The sequence below is a fragment of the Streptomyces sp. NPDC092045 genome, from assembly GCF_044756005.1.
In the GTDB taxonomy this organism is placed as follows: Bacteria; Actinomycetota; Actinomycetes; order Streptomycetales; family Streptomycetaceae; genus Streptomyces.
Map to the genome: position 1 here is coordinate 656,335 of NZ_JBIVSC010000003.1, position 21,580 is coordinate 677,914.

The 21,580-nt window shown below is 73.2% G+C and carries 24 protein-coding genes; 4 read left to right on the plus strand and 20 right to left on the minus strand.

Going from position 1 to position 21,580, the window contains the following annotated elements:
- Window positions 1-74: 74 nt before the first annotated feature.
- On the plus strand, window positions 75-824 hold the full coding sequence (locus ACIQKA_RS13115) for a hypothetical protein (protein ID WP_402540922.1): 750 nt from the start codon (window positions 75-77) through the stop codon (window positions 822-824).
- A 243-nt stretch (window positions 825-1,067) separates the two neighbouring features.
- A complete protein-coding gene (locus tag ACIQKA_RS13120) occupies window positions 1,068-2,624 on the plus strand; it encodes an alpha/beta fold hydrolase (RefSeq protein WP_402540924.1) in 1,557 nt (518 codons plus the stop codon).
- A 37-nt stretch (window positions 2,625-2,661) separates the two neighbouring features.
- Here the strand turns inward: ACIQKA_RS13120 and ACIQKA_RS13125 are convergent, their stop codons facing one another.
- The 16 genes from ACIQKA_RS13125 to ACIQKA_RS13200 form a co-directional block, all read right to left on the minus strand.
- Window positions 2,662-3,522 carry an amino acid ABC transporter permease gene (locus ACIQKA_RS13125; protein ID WP_383430511.1) on the minus strand — a complete coding sequence of 287 codons (861 nt, stop codon included), beginning with the start codon at window positions 3,520-3,522 and terminating at the stop codon, window positions 2,662-2,664.
- The gene (locus ACIQKA_RS13130; RefSeq protein WP_383151850.1) at window positions 3,519-4,163 is read right to left on the minus strand and encodes an amino acid ABC transporter permease; all 645 of its coding nucleotides are present in this window, start codon (window positions 4,161-4,163) and stop codon (window positions 3,519-3,521) included. Before ACIQKA_RS13130 ends, ACIQKA_RS13125 begins: the two co-directional genes overlap by 4 nt.
- 19 nt (window positions 4,164-4,182) lie before the next feature.
- The gene (locus ACIQKA_RS13135; protein ID WP_383430509.1) at window positions 4,183-5,100 is read right to left on the minus strand and encodes a glutamate ABC transporter substrate-binding protein; all 918 of its coding nucleotides are present in this window, start codon (window positions 5,098-5,100) and stop codon (window positions 4,183-4,185) included.
- Window positions 5,101-5,113: 13 nt separating this feature from the next.
- Entirely contained in the window at window positions 5,114-5,860 is a 747-nt protein-coding gene (locus tag ACIQKA_RS13140) for an amino acid ABC transporter ATP-binding protein (RefSeq protein ID WP_402540926.1), read from the minus strand.
- 139 nt (window positions 5,861-5,999) lie between these two features.
- Entirely contained in the window at window positions 6,000-6,443 is a 444-nt protein-coding gene (locus tag ACIQKA_RS13145; RefSeq protein WP_383151853.1) for a DUF6278 family protein, read from the minus strand.
- A 54-nt stretch (window positions 6,444-6,497) separates the two neighbouring features.
- The gene (locus ACIQKA_RS13150) at window positions 6,498-7,304 is read right to left on the minus strand and encodes an exodeoxyribonuclease III (RefSeq protein ID WP_383151854.1); all 807 of its coding nucleotides are present in this window, start codon (window positions 7,302-7,304) and stop codon (window positions 6,498-6,500) included.
- A 52-nt stretch (window positions 7,305-7,356) separates the two neighbouring features.
- On the minus strand, window positions 7,357-7,989 hold the full coding sequence (locus tag ACIQKA_RS13155; RefSeq protein WP_383151855.1) for an MBL fold metallo-hydrolase: 633 nt from the start codon (window positions 7,987-7,989) through the stop codon (window positions 7,357-7,359).
- Window positions 7,990-7,998: 9 nt separating this feature from the next.
- Entirely contained in the window at window positions 7,999-9,258 is a 1,260-nt protein-coding gene (locus ACIQKA_RS13160; protein WP_402540927.1) for an alpha/beta fold hydrolase, read from the minus strand.
- Between the two features lie 121 nt (window positions 9,259-9,379).
- On the minus strand, window positions 9,380-10,174 hold the full coding sequence (locus ACIQKA_RS13165; protein WP_383151911.1) for an SDR family NAD(P)-dependent oxidoreductase: 795 nt from the start codon (window positions 10,172-10,174) through the stop codon (window positions 9,380-9,382).
- 146 nt (window positions 10,175-10,320) lie between these two features.
- Entirely contained in the window at window positions 10,321-10,923 is a 603-nt protein-coding gene (locus ACIQKA_RS13170) for a TIGR00730 family Rossman fold protein (RefSeq protein WP_390107845.1), read from the minus strand.
- A 115-nt stretch (window positions 10,924-11,038) separates the two neighbouring features.
- Window positions 11,039-11,569 (minus strand): hypothetical protein, encoded by a 531-nt coding sequence (locus tag ACIQKA_RS13175; protein WP_390108545.1) that lies wholly within the window; start codon window positions 11,567-11,569, stop codon window positions 11,039-11,041.
- A gap of 41 nt (window positions 11,570-11,610) precedes the next feature.
- On the minus strand, window positions 11,611-12,786 hold the full coding sequence (locus ACIQKA_RS13180; protein ID WP_366373835.1) for an ROK family glucokinase: 1,176 nt from the start codon (window positions 12,784-12,786) through the stop codon (window positions 11,611-11,613).
- 37 nt (window positions 12,787-12,823) lie between these two features.
- Window positions 12,824-13,618 carry an ATP-binding cassette domain-containing protein gene (locus tag ACIQKA_RS13185; RefSeq protein ID WP_391094244.1) on the minus strand — a complete coding sequence of 265 codons (795 nt, stop codon included), beginning with the start codon at window positions 13,616-13,618 and terminating at the stop codon, window positions 12,824-12,826.
- 14 nt (window positions 13,619-13,632) lie between these two features.
- Window positions 13,633-14,685: an ABC transporter permease gene (locus ACIQKA_RS13190; protein ID WP_383151857.1), complete on the minus strand. Its 1,053-nt coding sequence runs from the start codon at window positions 14,683-14,685 to the stop codon at window positions 13,633-13,635.
- Window positions 14,682-15,701, minus strand: coding sequence for a sugar ABC transporter substrate-binding protein (locus ACIQKA_RS13195; RefSeq protein ID WP_402540928.1), 1,020 nt, complete (start codon window positions 15,699-15,701; stop codon window positions 14,682-14,684). The genes ACIQKA_RS13190 and ACIQKA_RS13195 overlap by 4 nt, the downstream gene beginning before the upstream one ends.
- 100 nt (window positions 15,702-15,801) lie before the next feature.
- Window positions 15,802-16,521 (minus strand): GntR family transcriptional regulator, encoded by a 720-nt coding sequence (locus ACIQKA_RS13200; protein ID WP_383442497.1) that lies wholly within the window; start codon window positions 16,519-16,521, stop codon window positions 15,802-15,804.
- A 226-nt stretch (window positions 16,522-16,747) separates the two neighbouring features.
- Here ACIQKA_RS13200 and ACIQKA_RS13205 point away from each other — a divergent pair, with 226 nt between their 5' ends.
- A complete protein-coding gene (locus ACIQKA_RS13205; RefSeq protein WP_402540930.1) occupies window positions 16,748-17,746 on the plus strand; it encodes a Gfo/Idh/MocA family oxidoreductase in 999 nt (332 codons plus the stop codon).
- Between the two features lie 102 nt (window positions 17,747-17,848).
- Here the strand turns inward: ACIQKA_RS13205 and ACIQKA_RS13210 are convergent, their stop codons facing one another.
- Window positions 17,849-18,520: a response regulator gene (locus tag ACIQKA_RS13210; protein ID WP_383430502.1), complete on the minus strand. Its 672-nt coding sequence runs from the start codon at window positions 18,518-18,520 to the stop codon at window positions 17,849-17,851.
- Window positions 18,517-19,728 (minus strand): sensor histidine kinase, encoded by a 1,212-nt coding sequence (locus tag ACIQKA_RS13215; RefSeq protein ID WP_402540931.1) that lies wholly within the window; start codon window positions 19,726-19,728, stop codon window positions 18,517-18,519. Before ACIQKA_RS13215 ends, ACIQKA_RS13210 begins: the two co-directional genes overlap by 4 nt.
- 146 nt (window positions 19,729-19,874) lie before the next feature.
- Here ACIQKA_RS13215 and ACIQKA_RS13220 point away from each other — a divergent pair, with 146 nt between their 5' ends.
- On the plus strand, window positions 19,875-20,096 hold the full coding sequence (locus ACIQKA_RS13220) for a hypothetical protein (protein ID WP_383151864.1): 222 nt from the start codon (window positions 19,875-19,877) through the stop codon (window positions 20,094-20,096).
- Window positions 20,097-20,159: 63 nt separating this feature from the next.
- On the opposite strand, the gene ACIQKA_RS13225 is transcribed toward ACIQKA_RS13220, so the two are convergent.
- On the minus strand, window positions 20,160-20,525 hold the full coding sequence (locus tag ACIQKA_RS13225; RefSeq protein ID WP_383151865.1) for a hypothetical protein: 366 nt from the start codon (window positions 20,523-20,525) through the stop codon (window positions 20,160-20,162).
- An 11-nt stretch (window positions 20,526-20,536) separates the two neighbouring features.
- Window positions 20,537-21,496 carry a DMT family transporter gene (locus tag ACIQKA_RS13230; protein WP_402540932.1) on the minus strand — a complete coding sequence of 320 codons (960 nt, stop codon included), beginning with the start codon at window positions 21,494-21,496 and terminating at the stop codon, window positions 20,537-20,539.
- Between the last annotated feature and the right edge of the window lie 84 nt (window positions 21,497-21,580).

The window sequence follows — 21,580 nt, forward strand, 5'->3', positions numbered from 1 at the left end:
CCCTCCCCTTCCGTCAGGAACGCCTCGAACGGGATCTCGAACGGTGGGCCGAACGGCCGCTAGCATGCGCGCCCATGAACGAAGACGTGCGCAACATCGTGCTCGGGGTGCTCGCCACCGGCGTCAGCGCCTCCCTCGGCTGGCTCGGCCGTACGTACGGGTGGCGGCGGAGGCTCCGCCGCAAGCAGGCGTTCTTCGGCCTCCCGGGGGGCTCGGAGTGCCTGCTCGTGGTGAACAGGGAGTCCGGCGGGGACAACGTGGTGCACCGCTACGACGTCTTCGCGCTGCTCGAACTCTCCGCGCTCATCAAGGACTGCGGCGCGCAGGTCCGCATCCTGCCGCAGGACCAGACCCACCAGGGCTTCGGCGACCGCACCGAGTTCTGCGTGGGAGGCCCGTACTCGAACAGGCGCATGGCCGCGCACCTGTCGACCCTGCTGCCGGGCGTGGAGGTGAACGTGGACGTCGAGCCGTCCGAGGTCAGGGGCTCGATGACGATCGGCGGCGAGCGGTACCTCATGGAGAAGGGGGCGTCCGAGTACGTGGTCCTGGCCCGGCTCACGACCGGGGAGGACCACCGGCCGGTCTTCCTCTTCTGCGGGCAGCGGGCGATCACCAACCAGGCGGCGACCCGCTACCTGGCCCGCCATCACGAGGCCCTGGCCCGCCGTCACCGCGACGGCTCGTTCGTGCTGCTCCTGAAGGTGGTCAACTCGGAGGCGTACGGCCCCGACGTGGTGGAGCTGGTGGCCGACGTGACGCGTGCGGCCCGTACGGCTCCCCCGGCGTCCGAGCCCGCCGCCGAACCGGCGGCGGCGGCCTGACCGGAGGGGCCCGGCAGGCCCCTTCCCCGGAGCCCGGCGGGGCACCGGGCCGGTACGGGCACGCGGTGGGGCACGGCCCGGGGCGGGGCCGTGGACCCGCTCGCCGCCGACCGGACGCCAATCGTTACCCCCACGTAACTTACCGGGGAGTTACCTCGGGTAAACACCTGCGGTTACCGTCGGGTCACTTTCACTGCCCCCCCTCGCCGACCACCCATCGGCGCCCCCAGTGAGGAGTGCCCCGTGCGCACATCCCTGGTCCTCGCCGTCTCGGCCGCGCTCGTGGCCGGGACGGCCCTCGGGCTCGCCCCCGCCGCCCAGGCCGTGGAGACCGCCGACCCGGCCGGCATCCGCTTCGTCGACATCGCGGGAGAGGGCGGCACCGTCCTCAAGGCGAACGTCGTCGCTCCCGCCGGGGCGGCCGGCGCCCGCCACCCCCTGATCGTGCTGCCCACCAGCTGGGCCATGCCCCAGGTCGAGTACCTCGCCCAGGCGCGGAAGCTCGCCGACTCCGGCTACGTCGTCGTGAGTTACAACTCGCGCGGCTTCTGGCAGTCCGGCGGGGAGATCGAGACCGCGGGCCCCAAGGACGTCGCCGACGCCTCCAAGGTGATCGACTGGGCACTGGCCCACACCGCCGCCGACCCCGACCGGGTGGGCATGGGGGGCGTCTCGTACGGCGCCGGGATCAGCCTGCTCGCCGCCGCGCACGACCCGAGGGTCAAGGCCGTCGCCGCACTCAGCGGCTGGGCCGACCTCATCGAGTCCATCTACAGCGGCCGGACCCAGCACCTCCAGGCCGCCGCCCTGCTCGGCGGCGCCGGGGCCCTCACCGGCCGTCCGGGACCCGAACTGAAGCAGATCCTGAGCGACTTCCTCTCCTCCGACCTGGCCAAGGAGGAGGACATGATCGCCTGGGGCCGCACGCGCTCCCCGGTCACCTACCTGGACCGCATCAACGCCAACGGCACCGCGGTCATGCTCGGCAACGCCTGGGGCGACACCATCTTCCCGCCCAACCAGTACGCGAGCTTCTACGAGAAGCTCACCGGCCCCAAGCGCCTGGAGTTCCGTCCCGGCGACCACGCCACCGCCGAACTCACCGGACTCTTCGGCCTGCCCAACGACACCTGGACCAACGCACAGCGCTGGTTCGACCGCTACCTCAAGGGCGCCGACAACGGCATCGACCGCGAGCGGCCCGTCCAGCTCAAGTCCCGGTCGACCGGCGGCTACGAGGGCTATCCGGACTGGAAGTCCGTGCACGCGAACCAGCGCAGGTTCGACCTCGGCGGCACGCAGCGGGTGTGGGCGAACGTCGACTCGGGCGCGAACGGCGGGGTCACCCTGCTCACCAACGCCCTGGACCAGTTCCTCCGCACCCCGCCCGTCGTCTCCGTCCCCCTCCTCCCCCGCGCCTTCGCCGGCGTCTGGCAGTCCGAGCGGTACGACGCCCCGCAGCGGGTGCGCGGCACCGTGAAGGTGCACACCACGGTCGCCTCCACCCAGGAGAGCGGCACCCTCGTCGCGTACCTCTACGACGTCGGCCCGCTCGGCGTCGGCAAGCTGGTGACCAACGCCCCGCACACCTTCCACGGCAAGGCCCCCGGGCAGCCGTTCACCGTCGACCTGGAGCTGTTCTCCACGGCGTACGACGTGCCCGCCGGGCACCGGCTGGCGCTGGTCGTGGACACCGTCGACCCGCTCTACATCGAGCACAACCCGGCCGGCGCGCAGCTGACCTTCTCCTCCCCGGCCGCCGACCCGTCGTACGTGTCGGTGCCGCTGCGGGAGGAGTGATCTCCGGCTGCCGCCGGGCGGGTGCGGCCCGTGCCCGCTACCGCCCTCCCGGCGGCGGCCCTCCCGGTCCGGCCGGAGCGACGTCCGCGGCCTTCGTCCTCGGGTCGCGGCGCTCCCTGCGGGCCACCCAGGTGGCGAACCAGGAGAGCAGCATGCACATCCCGATGTAGATCGGCGAGATGACGAGCACGACGGGGATGAACGGCAGGTCGTAGTCGAGGTTGGACGCGATCAGCTTGCCCGCGTGCAGGAACTCCTCGTAGGTGATCAGGAATCCGAGCGAGGTGTCCTTCAGGGCCACCACGAGCTGGCTGATGATGGCGGGCAGCATCGCGCGGACGGCCTGGGGCACCAGGACGTACGTCATCACCTGCGTCTTGCGCATGCCGAGCGCGTACGCCGCCTCGCCCTGGCCGCGCGCCACGGAGTGGACGCCGGTGCGGAAGACCTCGGCGAGCACGGAGCCGTTGTAGAGGGTCAGCCCGGTGACCAGGGCGGGCAGCGGCTGCACCTTCAGCGCCACGAAGACGAAGAAGATCATCACGAGGACGGGCATCGCGCGGAAGAACTCCACGAAGAGGGTGGAGGTCCAGCGCAGGACGCGGTGTTCGGAGAGGCGCCCGCAGGCCAGGACGGCGCCGAGGGCGAGCGAGAGGACCGATGCGCAGGCGAAGGCCTTCAGGGTGTTGCCCAGACCCCTGAGCAGCAGTTCCTGGATGCCCTCGTAGAGGAAGGGCGACCACTTGGCGGAGGTGAACTGCTCGGTGTCGAAGAGGAGGTGGAGGATCCAGCCGGCCAGGGCCAGGAGCACGGCGGTGGAGACGAGGCCGTAGAGGAGGTGGCGCCGCCGGGCGCTCGGCCCGGGGACGTCGTAGAGGGCGGTGGACTCGGTGGTCATCGGGCGACTCCCCAGCGCTTCTCCATGACGTGGAAGAGGGCGCTGATGGTGAGGGTGATGATCAGGTATCCGACGGCGATCCAGACGAAGGTCCAGACGATGTTGTAGCCGAGCTCGCTCAGCGTCTTGTAGGTGCCGAGGAGTTCGGTGACGCTGAACGCCCCCGCGATCGCCGAGTTCTTGGCGAGGGCGATCAGGGTCGAGCCGAGGGGCGGGATGACGGTGCGGAAGGCCTGCGGCAGGACGACCGTGCCGAGGGTCTGGGCGAAGGTCATGCCCAGACTGCGGGCCGCCTCGCCCTGGCCGCGCGGCACGGTGTTGATGCCGGAGCGCAGCACCTCGCAGACGAAGGCAGAGGTGTAGCAGCCGAGGGCGAGGACCGCGAACAGCTCGAAGGGCAGGACGAGTCCGAAGCGGGGCAGTCCCAGCATGACCGCGAAGAAGAGCAGGGTCAGCGGGGTGTTGCGCAGGACGGTCACCCAGACCGTGCCGAAGACCCGGAGGGAGCCGACGGGCGCGACCCGGAAGGAGGCCATGACGAAGCCCAGGACGAGGGCGAGCGCCGAGGCGTAGACGGTGAGTTCGACGGTGCCGAGGAACCCCTTTCCGTAGAGCGAGAAGTTGTCGGTCAGGACGTCCATGTCGGGAGGCTCCTGCGGATCAGCCCGCGGGGTAGCGGTCGATGGCGGGCGGCGGCGGGGCGGGGACTCCGGAGAGGCCGAGGGTGGCGTCGTACGCCTTCTTCCAGTCGCCGTTCTTCTCGTGGGCGGCGAGGGCGTCGTCGAGGGCGAGGCGGAGCGCGTTGTCGTTGCGGGGGACGCCGATGCCGTACGGCTCCTCCGAGAACGGCTTCCCGACCACCTTGAGCTCGTCGGGCACCTTGGCGGCGTAGCCGAGCAGGATCGTGTCGTCGGTGGTGACCGCGTCGACCTGGTAGGTCAGCAGGTTGTCCACGCAGACCGAGTACGTGTCGTAGGCGACGAGTTCGGCCTCCGGGTGGTCCTTCTCGATCCGCTGGTACGGGGTGGAGCCCGCGGCCGAGCAGACCCGCTTGCCGGCCAGGTCCTGGGGTCCGTCGATGTCGTGCTCGTCGGTGCGGACCAGGAGGGACTGTCCGGCCAGGTAGTAGGGCCCGGCGAAGCCGACGAGCTTCTTGCGGTTGTCGTTGATGGTGTACGTGCCGACGTAGTAGTCGATCTGGCCGTTCTGGAGGGCGGTCTCGCGGTTGGCGGAGGCGATCGTGCGGAACTCGACGCGGGCCGGGTCGAAGCCGAGGGATGCGGCCATCATCCTGGCGATCTCGATGTCGAAGCCGGAGTAGCGGCCGGAGGCGGGGTCCTTCTCGCCCATGTAGGGCTGGTCCTCCTTGGCGCCGACGACGAGCCGGCCGCGCTTCTTCGCCCGGTTCCAGGTGGCGGAGTCGGGCAGGGTGAAGTCCGACCGCACCCGGTAGACGGGGAGTCGGTCGGGCTGCGGGCCCTTGACGGGCGGGCTGCCCTCCCGGCCGCAGCCGCCGAGCGCCGCCGTCGCGGCGAGCAGCAGGGCGAGCGCGGCCAGGGTCCGGTGCGTACGCTGCATGGTTCCCACCCGGTCAGTGCTTGAGGATCTTGGAGAGGAAGTCCTTGGCGCGTTCGCTGCGCGGAGCGGTGAAGAACTCCTCCGGCGCGCGGTCCTCGACGATCCTGCCGTCGGCCATGAAGACGACCCGGTTGGCGGCGGAGCGCGCGAAGCCCATCTCGTGGGTCACGACCACCATCGTCATGCCGTCCCGGGCCAGCTGCCGCATGACCTCCAGGACCTCGTTGATCATCTCGGGGTCGAGGGCCGAGGTCGGCTCGTCGAAGAGCATGACCTTCGGGTCCATCGCGAGCGCGCGGGCGATCGCCACGCGCTGCTGCTGGCCGCCGGAGAGCTGGGCCGGGTACTTGTCGGCGTGCGCGGCGAGTCCGACCCGGGCGAGGAGTTCGCGCGAACGCCGGTCGGCCTCCTCCTTCTTGCGCCCGCGCACCTTGACCTGTGCGAGGGAGACGTTCGCGAGGACGGTCCTGTGCCCGAAGAGGTTGAAGGACTGGAAGACCATGCCGACCTCGGCCCGGAGCCGGGCGAGCGCCTTGCCCTCATCGGGGAGCGGCTGCCCGTCGATGAGGATCTCGCCCGACTCGACGCTCTCCAGCCGGTTGATCGCCCGGCAGAGGGTGGACTTGCCGGAGCCGGAGGGGCCGATGACGACGACCACCTCGCCGCGGCCGACGGTGAGGTCGATGGACTGGAGGACGTGCAGGGCGCCGAAGTGCTTGTTGACGCCACGCAGTTCGATCAGCGGATCGACGACGGCCATACGCTGCCCTGCCCCATTTCTCAGCGGTGTCGCGGTCCACGCAAAATATCCACCGGAAAAAGGACTTCAGGGACGACACGCATGAAACGGGTATTAGCCGTATTTACTGCGGAAGGGGGGCGACCGACAGGTGTACGCGTCAGTACTCGGCGGCCTCCGCGTACACCTGGGAGAGCTGCGGAGCGCCCGTCATCGCCCAGTCGAGACCGGCCTCGACGACCTGGATCTCACGGCCGGAGGCGAGCTGCACCACCGGGCCGCCGCCGGGGCGCATCTGCCAGCGGGCGGCCGGGACGTTGCGGACGATCACCGTGCCGAGGTAGAGCCCGGCGTCGTTCCCGAACCAGGGCAGCTCCTCGGGGTCGTCGCGCCAGCGGGGCGGCAGCTGGTCGAGTTCCTGGAGCGAGCGCGGGGTGTCGTCGAGCGCCACCCCGGCCTCCTCGACCCGGGCGCGCAGCAGCTCGCACTCGGCGAACAGATCGGCCATCCCGTCCGGGGCGCGGTCGGAGGCGGCGGCCGGCGGGGAGTCCGGGGAGTCGGGATGGTGCCGCTTGCGCCAGCTGTCCAGAAACGGGATGTTCATCCGAACAGCCTCGCACCGACACCTCCCGGTCCACCACTCGGCGCGCGGAGACCGTTACCGGCCCCGGTCCGCCGCACGCCCCTGCACGTCGAGGTCGACGACGACGGGGGCGTGGTCCGAGGCGCCCTTGCCCTTGCGCTCCTCGCGGTCCACGTAACTGTCCGTGACCGCCTCGGCGAAGGGCTCGTTGCCGTAGACCAGGTCGATGCGCATGCCCTTGTTCTTCGGGAAGCCGAGCTGGCGGTAGTCCCAGTACGTGAAGGGGTGGTCGTACTTGAGGGGGCGGGGGACCACGTCGCGCAGGCCGGTCCCGCGCAGGCCCGCGAGCGCGGCCCGCTCCGGCTCCGTCACGTGCGTGGCGCCCTCGAAGACGGCGATGTCCCAGACGTCCTCGTCGGCCGGCGCGATGTTGTAGTCGCCGAGGACCGCGAAGGGCCGGTCCCCCGCCGCGTCCTCCGCGACGGCCGTCCTGAGCGCCTCCAGCCAGCGCAGCTTGTAGGCGTAGTGCTCGTGGGCGACCTCGCGGCCGTTCGGCACGTACACCGACCAGACGCGGACGGGGCCGCAGGTCGCGGAGACCGCCCGGGGCTCCTGCGCCCCGTCGTACTCCGGGCCGCCGGGCAGGCCGGTGACCACGTCGTCGAGGCCGACGCGGGAGAGCAGCGCGACGCCGTTCCACCGTCCGGTGGCGTTGACCGCCGACTCGTAGCCCAGTTCGCGCAGCTCCTCGGCGGGGAACTGCTCGGCGGTGCACTTGGTCTCCTGGATGCACAGCACGTCGGTGCCGCTGCTCTCCAGCCAGGCCAGGAGACGGGGCAGCCGGGCGGTGATCGAGTTGACGTTCCAGGTCGCGATGCGCATGGGCGCAAGCCTACTGTCGGGCACCGACAACGGCCGGTCCTCCGGGGCCGTCTCAGACGTCGGCGGAGCTCCCGGGGGCGAGCCGGGAGTGGTCGGTGCCGCCGAGCTCCCCGATCTGGCGGTCGTAGATCGGCCGGGCGAGGTCGGTGAGCAGGGCGTCGTGGATGTCGTACGCCCGGCGCGGCTTCAGCTCGCGCACGTAGTCGATGACCTCGGAGATCTTGTTCCAGGGGGCCATGACGGGCAGCAGCAGGGTGTCGACCGGGTGGTCGGGCACGGTGAGCGCGTCGCCGGGGTGGAAGACGGAGCCGTCGACGAGGTAGCCCACGTTGGTGATGCGCGGGATGTCCGGGTGGATCACGGCGTGCAGCTCGCCGTGGACCTGGACGTCGAACCCGGCGGCCGTGAAGGCGTCGCCGTGGCCGACGGTGTGCACCCGGCCGGGGAAGGCCGCCGCGATCCGCCCGGCGACGCTGCGCAGCGTCCAGACCTCGGCGGCCGGGTTCGCCTCCAGGGCGGCCCGCAGCCGGCCCTCGTCGAAGTGGTCGGGGTGCTCGTGGGTGACGAGCAGCGCGTCGGCCCCGAGAGCGGCGTCCTCCTCGGTGAACCCGCCGGGGTCGAGGACGAGCGTCCGCCCGTCCTTCTCCAGCCGGACGCAGGCGTGGGACTTCTTCGTCAGCTTCACGGGACCAGGCTACGCCGGGGGCGTGGTCTCCTCCGCGATGACGCGGGTGACGACCCGCAGGGCGGTCTCGGCGGCCGGGAGACCGCAGTACACGCCCGCGTGGAGCACGATCTCGCGGATCTCGTCGGGCGAGAGGCCGTTGCGGAGGGCGGCCCGGGTGTGGTCCGCGAGGGCCTCCCGGTGGCCCCCGGCGAGGAGGGCCGTGAGGGTGACGGCGCTGCGGACGCGCCGGTCGAGGCCCTCGCGGCTCCAGACCTCGCCCCACTCGTACCGGTTGACGAGCCCCTGGAGGGTCCCGTCGGGGTCCTCGGCGAGGGCGCGGTCCACGTGCGCGTCGCCGAGCACCTCGCGGCGCAGCCCGAGCCCCTTCCCGTACGGGTCGGGGCGCCCGTCCCCGGCGGTCTCGGCGGCCGGGGCGGGGGCCGCGGCCTCGGCGGCGGGCGCCGGACCGGCGGGCGGCGGCGGCACGGCCGGGGCGCCGGCGGTCTCCTGGACCGTCCCGGCGAAGTGGTCGAGGAGCAGGTCGGTGACGGCGGCGGGCTGCTCGACGGGGGCGAGGTGGGAGGCGCCGGGGACGACGGCGAGCCGGGCGTCGGCGATGCCGGCGACCAGGGTGCGGGCCTCGGCGGGGCCGGTGACCTGGTCCTCGGAGCCGACGAGCACGAGCGCGGGGACGCCGATGCGGCCGAGGGCCTCGCGTACGTCGAAGACGGCGAGGGCCTCGCAGGCGGCGATGTAGCAGGCCGGGTCGGTCGTACGGACCATCTGCACGGCCCAGTCGACGATGGCGGGCTGCGCGCCGGCGAAGAGCGGGGTGAACCACTGCTCGGGGGCGGTGCGGGCCATCGGCTCCAGGCCGTTGGCCCGCACGATGACGCCCCGCTGCCGGAACTCGTCGGCGGTGCCGAACCGGGGCGAGGTGGCGACCAGGGCGAGCGAGGCGACCCGGTGGGGCGCCCGCAGTGCGAGGTCGAGGCCGACGGCCCCGCCGAAGGAGCAGCCCGCGTAGCCGAAGCGCTGGATCCCGAGCCCGTCGAGGGTGGCGAGCAGCCGGTCGCCCAGCTCGGCCACGGAACCGAAGGGTTGCGCGGGCGCGCCGCCGTGCCCGGGCAGGTCGAAGCGCACGATCCGCCAGTCCCGCGTGAGCTCGGGGATCTGCCGGTCCCACATGTGGAACGTGGTCCCCAGGGAGGGTCCCAGGACCAGGACCGGAGCGTCCTCTCGCCCGTCGACGCGGTACTGCAGGGTGTTCGGTGGTGTCTCGCTCACCCGCAAGACCCTCTCATATCCCGTGCCGTTCCCAGGGCGGAGGGCACAACTGTGGGGTTCTGTCCCCTTCGTGCCCTCCTCCGCGCGGTCCGTCGCGCGGTCCCGCCGCGGGCGGAGCGCGCTACGGCAGGACGGAGTCGACGTACCCTCCGTCGACCCTCAACGCGCCCCCGGTGGTGGCGGAGGCGTGGTCGGAGGCGAGGTAGACGACCATGGCGGCGATCTCCTCCGGCTCGATGAGCCGCTGGAGCAGCGACTGCGGCCGGTGCTCGCGCATGAACACGCGCTGGGCCTCGTCCCAGGGCAGGGAGCGGTCCACCAGCTCGTACACGAAGTCCTCGACCCCGCCCGTGCGGGTGGGGCCCGCGACGACCGAGTTGACGGTGACGCCGCTGCCCGCCGCCTGCTTGGCGAAGCCGCGCGTGACCGCCAGGAGGGCGGTCTTGGACATGCCGTAGTGGATCATCTCGGCGGGGATCGCCACGGCCGAGTCGCTCGCGATGTTCTGCACCCGTCCCCAGCCGCGCTCGCTCATGCCGGGGAGGTACTGGCGGATCAGCCGGACCGCCGCGAGGACGTTCACCTCGAAGTAGCGCCGCCACTCGTCGTCGCTGATCTCCAGCGGATCGGCCTCGCCGAAGATGCCGAGGTTGTTCACCAGGACGTCCACCCGGGGCAGCGCCTCCGCGGCGCGGCGCGCGCCCTCCTCGGTCGCGACGTCGGCGACCACGGGGACCAGGTCCGCGTCGGCGACCTCGGCGCGCAGGTCCGCGACGGCCTGTTCCACCCGCTGCTCGGTGCGCCCGTTGACGCCCACGCGGGCCCCCGCGCGGGCCAGGCCCTTGGCGATCGCGGCACCGATCCCCTGGGTGGATCCGGTGACCAGAGCGGTCCGTCCTGTCAGGTCGACGAGCATGGGGAGGGCGCCCTTCTTGTGGATCACGGCCGGCTACCCCTCCCCTGTACCCGGTCCGCGGCCGGCCGCACCAGGAGACGCCCGTCTCGCCCAAAGGCCCGGGGCCGGCCCGCGCCGAGGGCGCCGACCGGGCCGGGCCGGGTCCCTCAGGCGGGTCCGGGCGCGGACTCGGCGTCCCGGCCGCCGTGCGCGGGCCGGTGGGCGCCGCGCAGCCGCTCCTCCAGCGCCTCCAGGAGGCCGGGCAGGTCGGGGGCGACGGCGAGGTCGTCCAGGGTGGACGCGGCGAGGAACCCCGTGCCGGAGATCCCGCGCAGGGCGCCGAGGAGCGGGGTCCAGAAGCCCCCGGCGTCGAGGAGGCCGACGGGCTTGGCGTGGAAGCCGAGCTGGCGCCACGACCACACCTCGAAGATCTCCTCCAGGGTCCCGAGCCCGCCGGGCAGGGCGGCGAAGGCGTCCGCGCGGTCGGCCATGATCGCCTTGCGCTCGTGCATCGTGTCGCAGACGACCAGCTCCGTCACCCCCTCGTGCGCCCACTCCCGCTCGATCATGCTGCGCGGGATGACGCCGACGACCTCGCCGCCCGCCTCCAGGGCCGCGTCCGCCAGGACGCCCATCAGCCCCGTGCGGCCGCCGCCGTAGACGAGGCCGATCCCGCGCCGGGCCAGATCGGTGCCGACGGCGGCGGCCAGTGCGGCGTGCGCCGGGTCGTGCCCGTCGGAGGAGGCGAGGAAGACGGCGAGACGGCGCATGGGGACCTCCCGGGGTCTGCTGCGGTGGACGGTCCGGTCCGTCACGGGTGCTTCCGCTCCGGCCAGAGGGCTTGGACCAGGGGTTTCGGGGGCGTGGAGCGGGTGCTCCGGCGGTTCAGGGGCTCGTCGTGGAGACCGCGTACACCCGGGGGAACGCCGGTTCCGTGAGGTCGACCGTGATGTCCGTGGTCGGGCGGGGTTCCTCGCGGGTGACGGTGGTGCCCGACCAGGTCGGGGTGTCGGGGAAGGTCCAGGCGGCGATGGACCGGTCGCGGTCGCCGATGGTGATCCGGCCCGGGGTGAGTCGGGAGCGGGCGGCGCCGGACTCGGCGAGGAAGGCGTCGAGCCCCGCGGCGGTCGTCGAGAACTGGACGTACAGCCTGCTGGTCTTCCAGTTGCTGGTCTCGTAGTAGGCGACGTCCCAGGACCCCGGGGGGATCGGGACCTCGAAGACCCGGCGCTTCATCAGGGAGGGCCAGTTGTCCTGGAGGCCGACCACCGAGGACTCGCGCTCCTTGTCGAGGCCGCTGTCGCGGCTCTGGCCGGCGGAGATGACGAGGTACCCGGCGGGGATGCCGACGAGGAGCACGATGATGACGGCCGTCAGCCAGCGGCGGCGGATCATGTGCCGGCGGTCCTCGGGCATCCGCTCCAGCGGCGGGCGGGGCGGGGGCGGGGCGGTCGGGATCACGACGGGGGGTCCTCGGGGGTGCGGGCGGCCCGGGCCGAGGTCCCGCTGCGCAGGGCCTGGGCGTAGCGCTCGTACCGTTCGTACCGCTCGACGCGGCGCCGGTTGGCGCGGCGGAAGCGGCGGGCGACGAGCCGGGCCAGGTCGGCGGCGCCGACCATGCCGGCCTCGGGGCCGAGCTGGGCGCGGACGAGGCGGGCCTCGGGGCGGTAGCCGCGGCCGGTGAGGTGGCGGCGGAAGGAGTCCCGGGCGGGGCCGATGAGGAGGTCGTCGGCGGCGGAGACGCCTCCGCCGATGACGAAGCAGGAGGGGTCGAGGGCGGCGGCGAGGTTGGCGATGCCGACGCCCAGCCACTGGCCGATGTCCTGGAACAGCTCGACGCACATGGCGTCGCCCTCGCGGGCGAGTTCGGTGATGAGGGGGCCGGTGATGTCGGGGACGTGGCCCTTGACCCGCTCGATGATGTTGTACGCGACCGGGGAGTCGGCGGCGGCCAGCTCGCGGGCCTCGCGGACCAGCGCGTTGCCCGAGCTGTACTGCTCCCAGCAGCCGCGGTTGCCGCAGGGGCAGCGGTGGCCGCCGGGGACGACCTGCATGTGGCCGAACTCGCCGGCGACGCCGTACTTGCCCCGCTTGACCTGGCCGTCCTCCAGGATGGCGCCGCCGATGCCGGTGCCGAGGGTGATCATGACGAGGTGGTCCTCGCCGCGCCCGGCGCCGAAGCGCCACTCGGCCCAGGCGGCGGTGTTGGCGTCGTTGTCCACCATGACGGGGACGGCGAGGCGGCCCTGGAGGGCGTCGCGCAGGGGCTCGTTGCGCCAGGCCAGGTGGGGGGCGAAGAGGACCCTGGCGCGGTCGGCGTCGACCCAGCCGGCCGCGCCGATGCCGACCGCGTGCACGTCGTGCCGGTCCGAGAGGTCCAGGACCAGTTCGACGATGGTGTCCTCGACGACCTTGGGGCTCTTGGACTTGTCCGGGGTCTCCGTGCGGAGCTTCTCCAGGATGTTGCCGTCGGCGTCGACGACCCCGGCCATCACCTTCGTGCCGCCGATGTCGATGCCGACGGTCGGCACCCGGGGGGCCGTCAGGTGGGAGCGCCGTTCCCGGGTCCCCACGGTCCGCAGCACGGTGCCGCGGGCGGAGCCGCGGTGGGCGAGGTCACGGTAGGTACTCATCGGATCCGATTCTGCCAGGCGGGCCCCGCGGGGGCCGTCACGTCGCGGAGGGGCGTTCCAGTTCGTGGCGGAGGTCCTCCAGCTCGCTGCCGCCGGCCATCTGCCGGGTCAACTCGTCGAGGGTGACGGAGTCCTTGGTGTGGCTGCCGGCCATGACGCCCCGCTTGAGGAGGACGAAGCGGTCGCCGACGAGGTGGGCGTGGTGGGGGTTGTGGGTGATGAGGACCACGCCGAGGCCCTGGTCGCGGGCGGCGGCCACGTACTTCAGGACGACGCCGGACTGTTTGACGCCGAGGGCGGCGGTCGGCTCGTCGAGGACGAGGACCTTGGCTCCGAAGTGGACGGCGCGGGCGATGGCCACGCACTGGCGCTCGCCGCCGGAGAGGGTGCCGATGGGCTGGTCGACGTCGCGCAGGTCGATGCCCATGCGGAGCAGGGCCTCGCGGGTGGTGGTCCGCATGAGGCCGGCGTCGAGCCGTCTGAACGGCCCCTTGCCCCTCGTCGGCTCGGAGCCGAGGAAGAAGTTGCGCCAGACCGGCATGAGCGGGACGACGGCGAGGTCCTGGTAGACGGTGGCGATGCCCCGGTCGAGGGCGTCGCGCGGGTTGGCCAGGGTGACCTCCTCGCCCTCGATGCGGAAGGTCCCGGCGTCGTGCCGGTGCAGCCCGGCGACGATCTTGATGAGGGTGGACTTGCCGGCGCCATTGTCGCCGAGGACGCAGGTGATCTCCCCCGCGCGGACCTCCAGGGAGACCCCTTCGAGGGCGCGGATGTTGCCGTAGTACTTGCTGACGTCGTCGAGCTCGACGAGGGGGGCGCTCTCGGTCGTCACAGGGGTGCCGGTCGTCACTTGGTCGCCTCCACGCGCTTGCGGATCCAGGCGTTCAGGAGGGTCGCGAGCAGCAGCATCGCGCCCAGGAAGAACTTGAACCAGTCCGGGTTCCACTCGGCGTACACGATGCCCTTGCTGGTCATGCCGAAGATGAGGGCGCCGACCGCCGAGCCGATGGCCGAGCCGTACCCGCCGGTGATCAGGCAGCCGCCGATGACGGCCGCGATGATGTAGATCAGCTCGTTGCCGACGCCCTCGCCCGACTGGACGACGTCGAAGGAGAAGAGCAGGTGCTGGCCGGAGATCCAGGCGCAGAGGGCCACGCCCGCGTAGAGGCCGATCTTGGTGCGGTGGACGGGGACGCCGACCGCGCGGGCCGCGTCGGCGCCGCCGCCGACCGCGAAGATCCAGTTGCCGAAGCGGGTGCGGAGCAGGATCCAGGTGGCGAGCGCGACCAGGCCGAACCACCACAGGATGGTGACCTTGAGCTCGACCCCGCCGAGGGTGAGCTGCGAGGCGAAGAGCTTGCGGGCGGAGGGGAAGCCCTCCATGTCGGCGATGGTCTTGGTGGAGACGGTGCCGCTGATCAGCTTGGTGAGGCCGAGGTTCAGGCCGGTCAGCATGAGGAAGGTGCCGAGCGTGATGATGAAGCTGGGCAGCCTGGTGCGGGTCAGCATGACGCCGTTGAAGACGCCGATCGCCAGGGTGACGAGCAGCGAGACGCCGACGCCGACCCAGACGTTCGCCGTCATCTGGTAGCTGAACATCGAGGAGACGAGCGCGGAGCTGGTGACCATGACGCCGGCGGAGAGGTCGAACTCGCCGCCGATCATCAGGAGCGCGACGGGGACGGCCATGATGCCGATGGTGGAGGCCGCGTAGAGGACGGTGCCGAGGCTGGAGGCGCGCAGGAAGCTGTCGGCGAAGACCGCGAAGAAGACGAAGACGGCGGCCGCGCCGACGACCGAGCCCAGCTCGGGGCGGGCGAGGAGCTTCTTCAGCGGGGTGGTGCGCAGGAGGCGTTCGTCGACGTGGTCGATGCCGGACGGCGGAGCGGTGGAGCTCATCGGGTGCCCCGATCCGCGTAGGCGACGAGGTCGTCGGCGTTCTCGTCGGTGATGATCTGGGGGCCGGTGAGGACCGGCTTGCCGCCGCCGAGGACGTCGGCGTTGTAGCGGTGGAGCCAGAGCAGGTCGACGGCCTCGTAGCCCTGGAGGTAGGGCTGCTGGTCGACGGCGAAGCCGAGGGTGCCGGCCTTGAGGGCGGTGGCGACCTTGGCGTTGAGGTCGAAGGTGTCGATCTCGGCCTTGCTGCCGGCGCTCTTCGCGGCCTGGACGGCGGTGTCGGCGAAGGGGGCGCCGAGGGTGACGACGGCGTCGATGTCCTTGTCGGCCTGGAGCTTGGCCTCGACGGAGGCCTTCACGTCGGGCATGTTGGTGCCGTCGACGTACAGGTTGACGAGTTCGCCGCCGAAGGTCTTCTTCGCCCCGGCGCAGCGCTGCTCGTGGCCGACGTTGCCCTGCTCGTGCAGGACGCAGAGCGCCTTCTTCCTGCCCCGCCTGTCGAGTTCCTCGCCGACGGCCTCGCCGGCGACGGTCTCGTCCTGGCCGATGTGGGTGAGGGCGCCGTAGGCCTTGGACTGCTCGGCGCCGGAGTTCACGGTGATCACCGGGATGCCGGCCTTGACGGCCTTCTCCACGGCGGCCTTCATGGCGTCGGGCTTGGCGAGGGTGACGATGAGCCCGTCGACGCCCTTGGCGATGTACGAGTCGACCAGCTGCGCCTGCTGCTGCGCCTCGTCGCTGTGGGCGTAGAGGAAGTTGATGTTGTCCTTGACGGCGGCCTGCCGGGCGCCCTTCTGGACGATGTCCCAGAAGGTGTCGCCGTCGCCCGAGTGCGTCACCATCGCGAAGGTCCAGCGGGGGGTGTCGACGGCCGCCCTGCCCTGGGCCTGCGTGGCCTTGCGGGCGTCCTCCGCCCGCTTGCCGCCGGTGCTGCTGCATCCGGCGAGCGCCGTCGTCAGCGCGAGTGCGAGCACGGCGCCGACCGCGGCGCGTACCCCTCCTGTCCGAAGCCTGGTCACGAGGCCGTGCCCTCCTTTGTGTCCTTTGCGCGCATTGCAGGCGTGCATTGCAGTATCGGTCATGCGGGCCGGGCGGGTCGCCGCGGGGCCCGGCCCGGGGTCACGGACGGGCCATCAGGCGGAACTCGAAGGAGTGGCGGGCGGCCCGGTAGAGGTGGGAGCCGTACGCGACGGCCCGGCCGGTGTCGTCGTAGGTGACCCGTTCCATGGTGAGCAGCGGCGCCCCCTCCTCCTCGTCGAGCAGCGCGGCCTCGGCGGCGGTCGCGGCGCGGGCGCCGACCGCCTGGCGCGCGCTGTGCAGGGTGATCGCGGCGGAGCGGAGCAGCCGGTGGAGGCCGGTGGCCTCCAGGAGCGCGGTGTCCGGTTCCAGGAGCCCGGCGGGCAGGTGGTCGCGCAGGCGGGCCAGGGGTTCGCCGTCCGCGGTGCGGAGCCGTTCCAGGTAGTGGACCTCGCTCCCCTCGGGCACCCCGAGGGCGGCGGCGACCGGTCCGGTGGCGGGTTCGAGCCGGTTGGCCAGGACGCGGGTGGCGGGGTGCCGGCCGGCGCTCTCCAGGTCGTCGTAGAGGCTGCTGAGTTCCGGCGGGCGCCGGACGCCGGTGTGCACGACCTGGGTGCCGACGCCCCGGCGGCGGACCAGGAGCCCCTTGTCGACGAGGGTCCGGAGGGCCTGCCGGACGGTGGGCCGGGAGAGTCCGAGACGGGCGGCGAGGTCGATCTCGTTGCCGAGGAGGGTGCCCGGGACCAGCGTCCCGTCCTCCACCGCGCCCTCCAGCTGGCGGGCCAGCTGGAAGTAGAGCGGGACCGGGCTGGTGCGGTCCACCGAGAGCGGCGGGAGGGCCGTGCCGGACCGCGGCGGAGGCGCGGCGCGGGACCTCGGGGTGGAGGCGGATCCGGACCGCGGGGGAAGGGCTGAGCCGGACTGCGGAGGCACGGTGCGAGCGTAGCCCCGGGGCGCGGAGGACGGGAACCCGATGACGGGGGGCCGTGACGTCCTGTTGTCCTGACAAATCCTTGACAGGTGGTGCGGACGCCCCCACGGTGGGGCCATGCGCATCGGACTCATCGGTACGGGACGGATCGGGAGCTTCCACGCGGGGGTGCTGGCCCGCCACCCGGAGGTCGGGTCCCTGGTCGTCGCGGACGCGGACCCCGCGCGGGCGGCCGGGGTCGCGCGGGCGCTGGAGGCGGAGGCGGCGCCGGACGTGGACGCGCTGCTCGGGAGCTCCCCGGACGCGGTGGTGATCGCCTCGGCGACGGCGGCGCACGCGGAGCTGATCGCCCGGGCCGCCGGGGCGGGCCTTCCGGCCTTCTGCGAGAAGCCGATCGCCCTGGACGTGCCGGGGACGCTCGCCGCGCTGGACGCGGTGGCGGCGGCGGGCACGGAGCTCCAGCTCGGGTTCATGCGCCGCTTCGACGCCGGGTACCGGGCGGCCCGCGAGGCGGTCCGGTCGGGGCGGCTCGGCCGGCTGCACACCGTACGGGCGGTGACCTCCGACCCGCAGCCGCCGCCCGCCGCGTACCTGCCGCTCTCCGGCGGGCTCTTCCGGGACTGTCTGGTGCACGACTTCGACGCGGTGCGCTGGGTGACCGGCCGCGAGGTCGTCGAGGTGTACGCGACGGGTTCGGACGCGGGTCCGGCGATGTTCCGGGAGGCGGGGGACGTATCCTCGGCCGCCGCGCTCCTCACCCTGGACGACGGGACGCTGGTGACGGCGACCGCGACCCGGTGCAACGGCGCCGGGTACGACGTGCGGATGGAGCTGGCGGGCGAGCGGGGCCAGATCGGGGTGGGCCTGGACGACCGCGCTCCGCTCGTCTCCGTGGAGCCGCAGGGGCCGCCCGCGCCGGAGAAGCCGTGGCCGGGTTTCCTGGAGCGGTTCGCCCCGGCGTACGAGGCGGAGCTCGACGCCTTCGTCCGGCTCGCGCACGGCGCGGCGCCCAATCCGTGCGACGGGCGGGAGGCGCTGGCGGCACTGCGGATCGCGGAGGCGTGCGAGCGCTCGCGGCGGGAGGGACGGCCGGTGCGGGTGGATCCGTCCGGCTGACCTCGCCGGTGCGGACGGGACCCGGCCCGCGGGCGCCCGTGGTCGGCACCCGTGCCGGTGCCGGTGCCGGTGTCGGTGTCGGTGTCGGTCACCGGGTCGGCCTCATGCGCCGTCCTCCCCGTCGAGGAGGCCCGCGTCGTGGACGAGGAGGGCGATCTGGACGCGGTTGTTGAGGTCGAGCCTGGCCAGGATCCGGGAGACGTACGTCTTGACGGTCGGCACGCTCATGTACAGCTCGGCGGCGATCTCCGCGTTGGAGCGCCCGTGGCCGACGGCGACGGCCACCTCCCGCTCGCGGCCGGTGAGTCCGGCGAGGCGGTCGGCCGCCGTGGCGCGCCGGGGCTGCTCCGGCCGTCCCGCGACGTGGGTCATGAGCTGGCGGGTGACGGCCGGGGAGAGGACGGGGTCCCCGGCGGCGACCCGGCGGACGGCGGCGACGATCTCGGCGGGCGGGGTGTCCTTGAGGACGAAGCCGGCGGCGCCGGCCCGCAGGGCGCGCAGGACCTGCTCGTCGGCGTGGAAGGTGGTGAGGACGACGACCTCGGGGGCGCCGGGGCGGGCGCGCAGGAGTTCGGTGGCGGTGAGGCCGTCGACGTGGGGCATGCGGATGTCCATGAGGACGACGTCGGGGGCGTGCCGGGCGACGAGTTCGGGGACGTCCCGGCCGTCGGAGCCCTCGCCCACGATGTCGAGGTCGTCGTCCCCGCCGAGCATGAGGGCGAGGCCCGCGCGGACGAGGGGGTCGTCGTCGACGACGATCAGCCGGATGGTCATGGGGGCCACGGTAGCCAGGCGCGCAGGGCGAAGCCGCCGTCGGGGGCCGGTCCGTGTTCGAGGCGGCCGCCGGCGAGGGCGGCGCGTTCGGTGAGTCCGATGAGTCCCTGGCCGGAGCCGGGCACGTGCGGGACGGGTCCGTCGGGGGCCGGGTTGCGGACGTCGACGGTGAGGCCCTCGCCGGGGCGGCCGCGGACGGTGACGGTGACGGGGGCGCCGGGTGCGTGCTTGCGGGCGTTGGTGAGGCCCTCCTGCGCGATGCGGTAGACGGTGCGGCCGGTGGCGGCGGGGACCGCGGCCGGGTCGTCGACGGTGGTGTCCAGGACGACCTCGGCGCCGGCTTCGCGGGACTCCTCGACCAGCGCGCCGAGGGTGGCCAGGGTGGGCTGGGGCCGGTTGCCCTCGCCGTCCTCGTCGGGCGCGCGCAGCACGCCGATGATCTCGCGGAGGTCCTGGAGGGCCTCGTGGGCGCTGTCGCGGATGACTCCGGCGGCGCGGGCGACCTGCTCGGGCGGGGCGTCGGGCCGGAACTCCAGGGCTCCGGCGTGGACGCTGAGCAGGGTGAGCCGGTGGGCGAGGACGTCGTGCATCTCGCGGGCGATGGCCTCGCGGGCGAGCCGCTGGGCCTGGACGGCGCGCAGTTCCGCCTCGGCCTCGGCACGGCGGGCGCGTTCCCTGAGGGCCTCGACGAGCTGGCGCCGGGAGCGGACGAGCATGCCCCAGGCGGTGACGAGCAGGACGAGGACGAAGCCGAGGACGAGGGAGAGGGTGCGGCTGGTGGTGGGGTCGGGGCGGAGGAAGACCTGGACGACCGAGGTGGCGACGGCGAGCGCGCAGATCCAGGCGACCTCCCGGAAGGGGCGGCGCACGGCGACGCTGAACAGGCTCGCGAGGAGGGCGCCGGCGGCGACCGGGGCCACGACGTTCGCCAGGGAGAGGCCGACCGCGAGGCCGACCGGCCACCGGCGGCGCAGCCAGAGCGCGCAGCAGGCGGCGGCTCCGGCGAGCTGGTCGAGGAGGGTGACGGGCTCGCTGGTGTACTGCGCGCTGGTGTCGGCGGCGACGAGGCCGACGAGGGCGGCGAGCAGGAAGAGCGAGGTGTCCACGATCCAGTCGCGGACGGTGCGGCGGGGCCGCGCCGCCCCGCTTCCGCCCGGTTCGACCAAGTGGGAGGGGAACAGCCAGCGCTGCCGGTCCGTGCGGGTCATGTCCGCAATGTACGCAGCCGGGGGCGCCGGGAAGGGGTTCGGGCGGCCGGGTCGCTACCGAAGTCGCGGAGATCGGTACTTCGGTAGCGGCGGACGTGGACCGGGGTCGGACGCGCCCGCTCCCCCGCCCCGGTCATGATCGGGACATGAAGAGATTCCTGGAGACCGTCGGGTTCCTGATCGCCCTGGCCGGTGTGTGCGGGGTGGTCCGCGAGCTGACGGACGGCTGGTTCCGGTTCATGGGCCTGACCCGGTTCCTGACGGAGAACGTGTGGTTCCTGGAGGGGCGGGAGCTGTTCGCCAACATCGTCATAGCGGTGCTCGGCGGGGTCGTCCTGATCGTGTCGGACCGGGTGCCGAAGTCCTGAGCGGTGGAGCCGGGCCGTCCCGAGCGGTGGGCTCCGGCGCCGGCCGGGCCCCGAGCGGTGGGCTCAGGCTCCGGCGGAGTCCAGGCGGGTGACCTCGGCGAGGTAGTCCGCCGTCCGGTGCGCGGCGGAGCCGCCGGTGTAGAGGGCGGCGCCGACGACGGCGAAGGGGAGGGAGCCGCCGAGGAGGGCCACGAGGCCGGGCCAGTCGCGCTCCTCGACGCAGTCGTCGTGGTGGACGTACTCGCTGGTGAGGAGGGCGGGGCAGGGGCTGCCGCCGCCGCTCTGCTCGTACGGGGTGACGAGGAGGACGGCGAACCGGATCCAGAGCAGGCCGGCGACGGCGAGCAGGAGGATCCCCCAGCCCTGGGTGCGGCGGGCGCGGGCCCTGAACTCGTTGCCGTGGACGAGGGAACGCGTTGACGAGGACATGAAGGGAGAACCTACCGGTCGCCCTCGGCGGCCCCGCCGGGGCGGTCGGTCCCGTCGGCGGCGCGGCGGCCCCAGGTGGTGCCCGCGAGGACGAGGAGCGCGCCCGCGAGGCCGAGGGCGCCGGGGCGGTCGCCGGCCACGGCGATGCCCGCGGCGGCGGCCCAGAGGGGTTCGGTGCCGAGGAGGAGGCTGACCCGGGACGGGGAGGTGCGGCGGACGGCCCACATCTGCACGAAGAAGGCGAAGAGCGTGCAGAAGACGGAGAGGAAGAGCAGCCCGGCCCACTCGCGCGGGCCGAAGCCGAGGGCCGTGGCCCACGGGGAGGCGCCGGTGCCGGGGATGGCGGCGATGACGGCGAACACGGCGACGGCGGAGCCGAGCTGGACGGTGGTCAGGGAGAGCGAGTCGGCCGAGCGGACCGCCTTGATCCGGGACATGGCCAGGACGTGGACGGTGCGGGCGAGGGCGGCGAGCAGCATGAGCAGGTCGCCGGTCGAGGGGGCGGTGAAGCCGCCGCCCTGGGTGAGCAGGACGACGCCCGTGACGGAGAGCCCGGCGGCGGCGAGGAAGGCGCGCGTCGGCCGGACGCCGGTGACGGCGGCCTCGGCGAGCGGGGTGAGGATCATGGTGAGGCTGATGATCAGGCCCGCGTTGGTGGCGGAGGTGTGGACGACGCCGTAGGTCTCCAGGAGGAAGATCCCGCCGAGGACGAGTCCGAGGGTGCCGGCGCCGCGCCACTGGGCGGCGGTCAGGGCCCGGAGCCTGTTCCAACCGGCGGCGACGAGGACGGGCAGCACCACCGCGAACCGCAGGACGAGGACCGCGACGACCGTGTGGGAGGTGGTGATGCCCTTGGCCGCGAGGTAGCTGGCGCCCCAGAAGACGGCGACGAACAGGACGGGCAGATCGGTGAGCCAGGCCCGGCGCGGGGCGCCGAGCGACAGGGGTGCGGCGAACGACGGAGCCGGCATCGGGCCGTTTCTCCCACTCTCGGGACGGGGTGGGAGACTTCGGCGGCTCGCACGCGGAGGATCACCGTACCCGGAGCGGCCCGT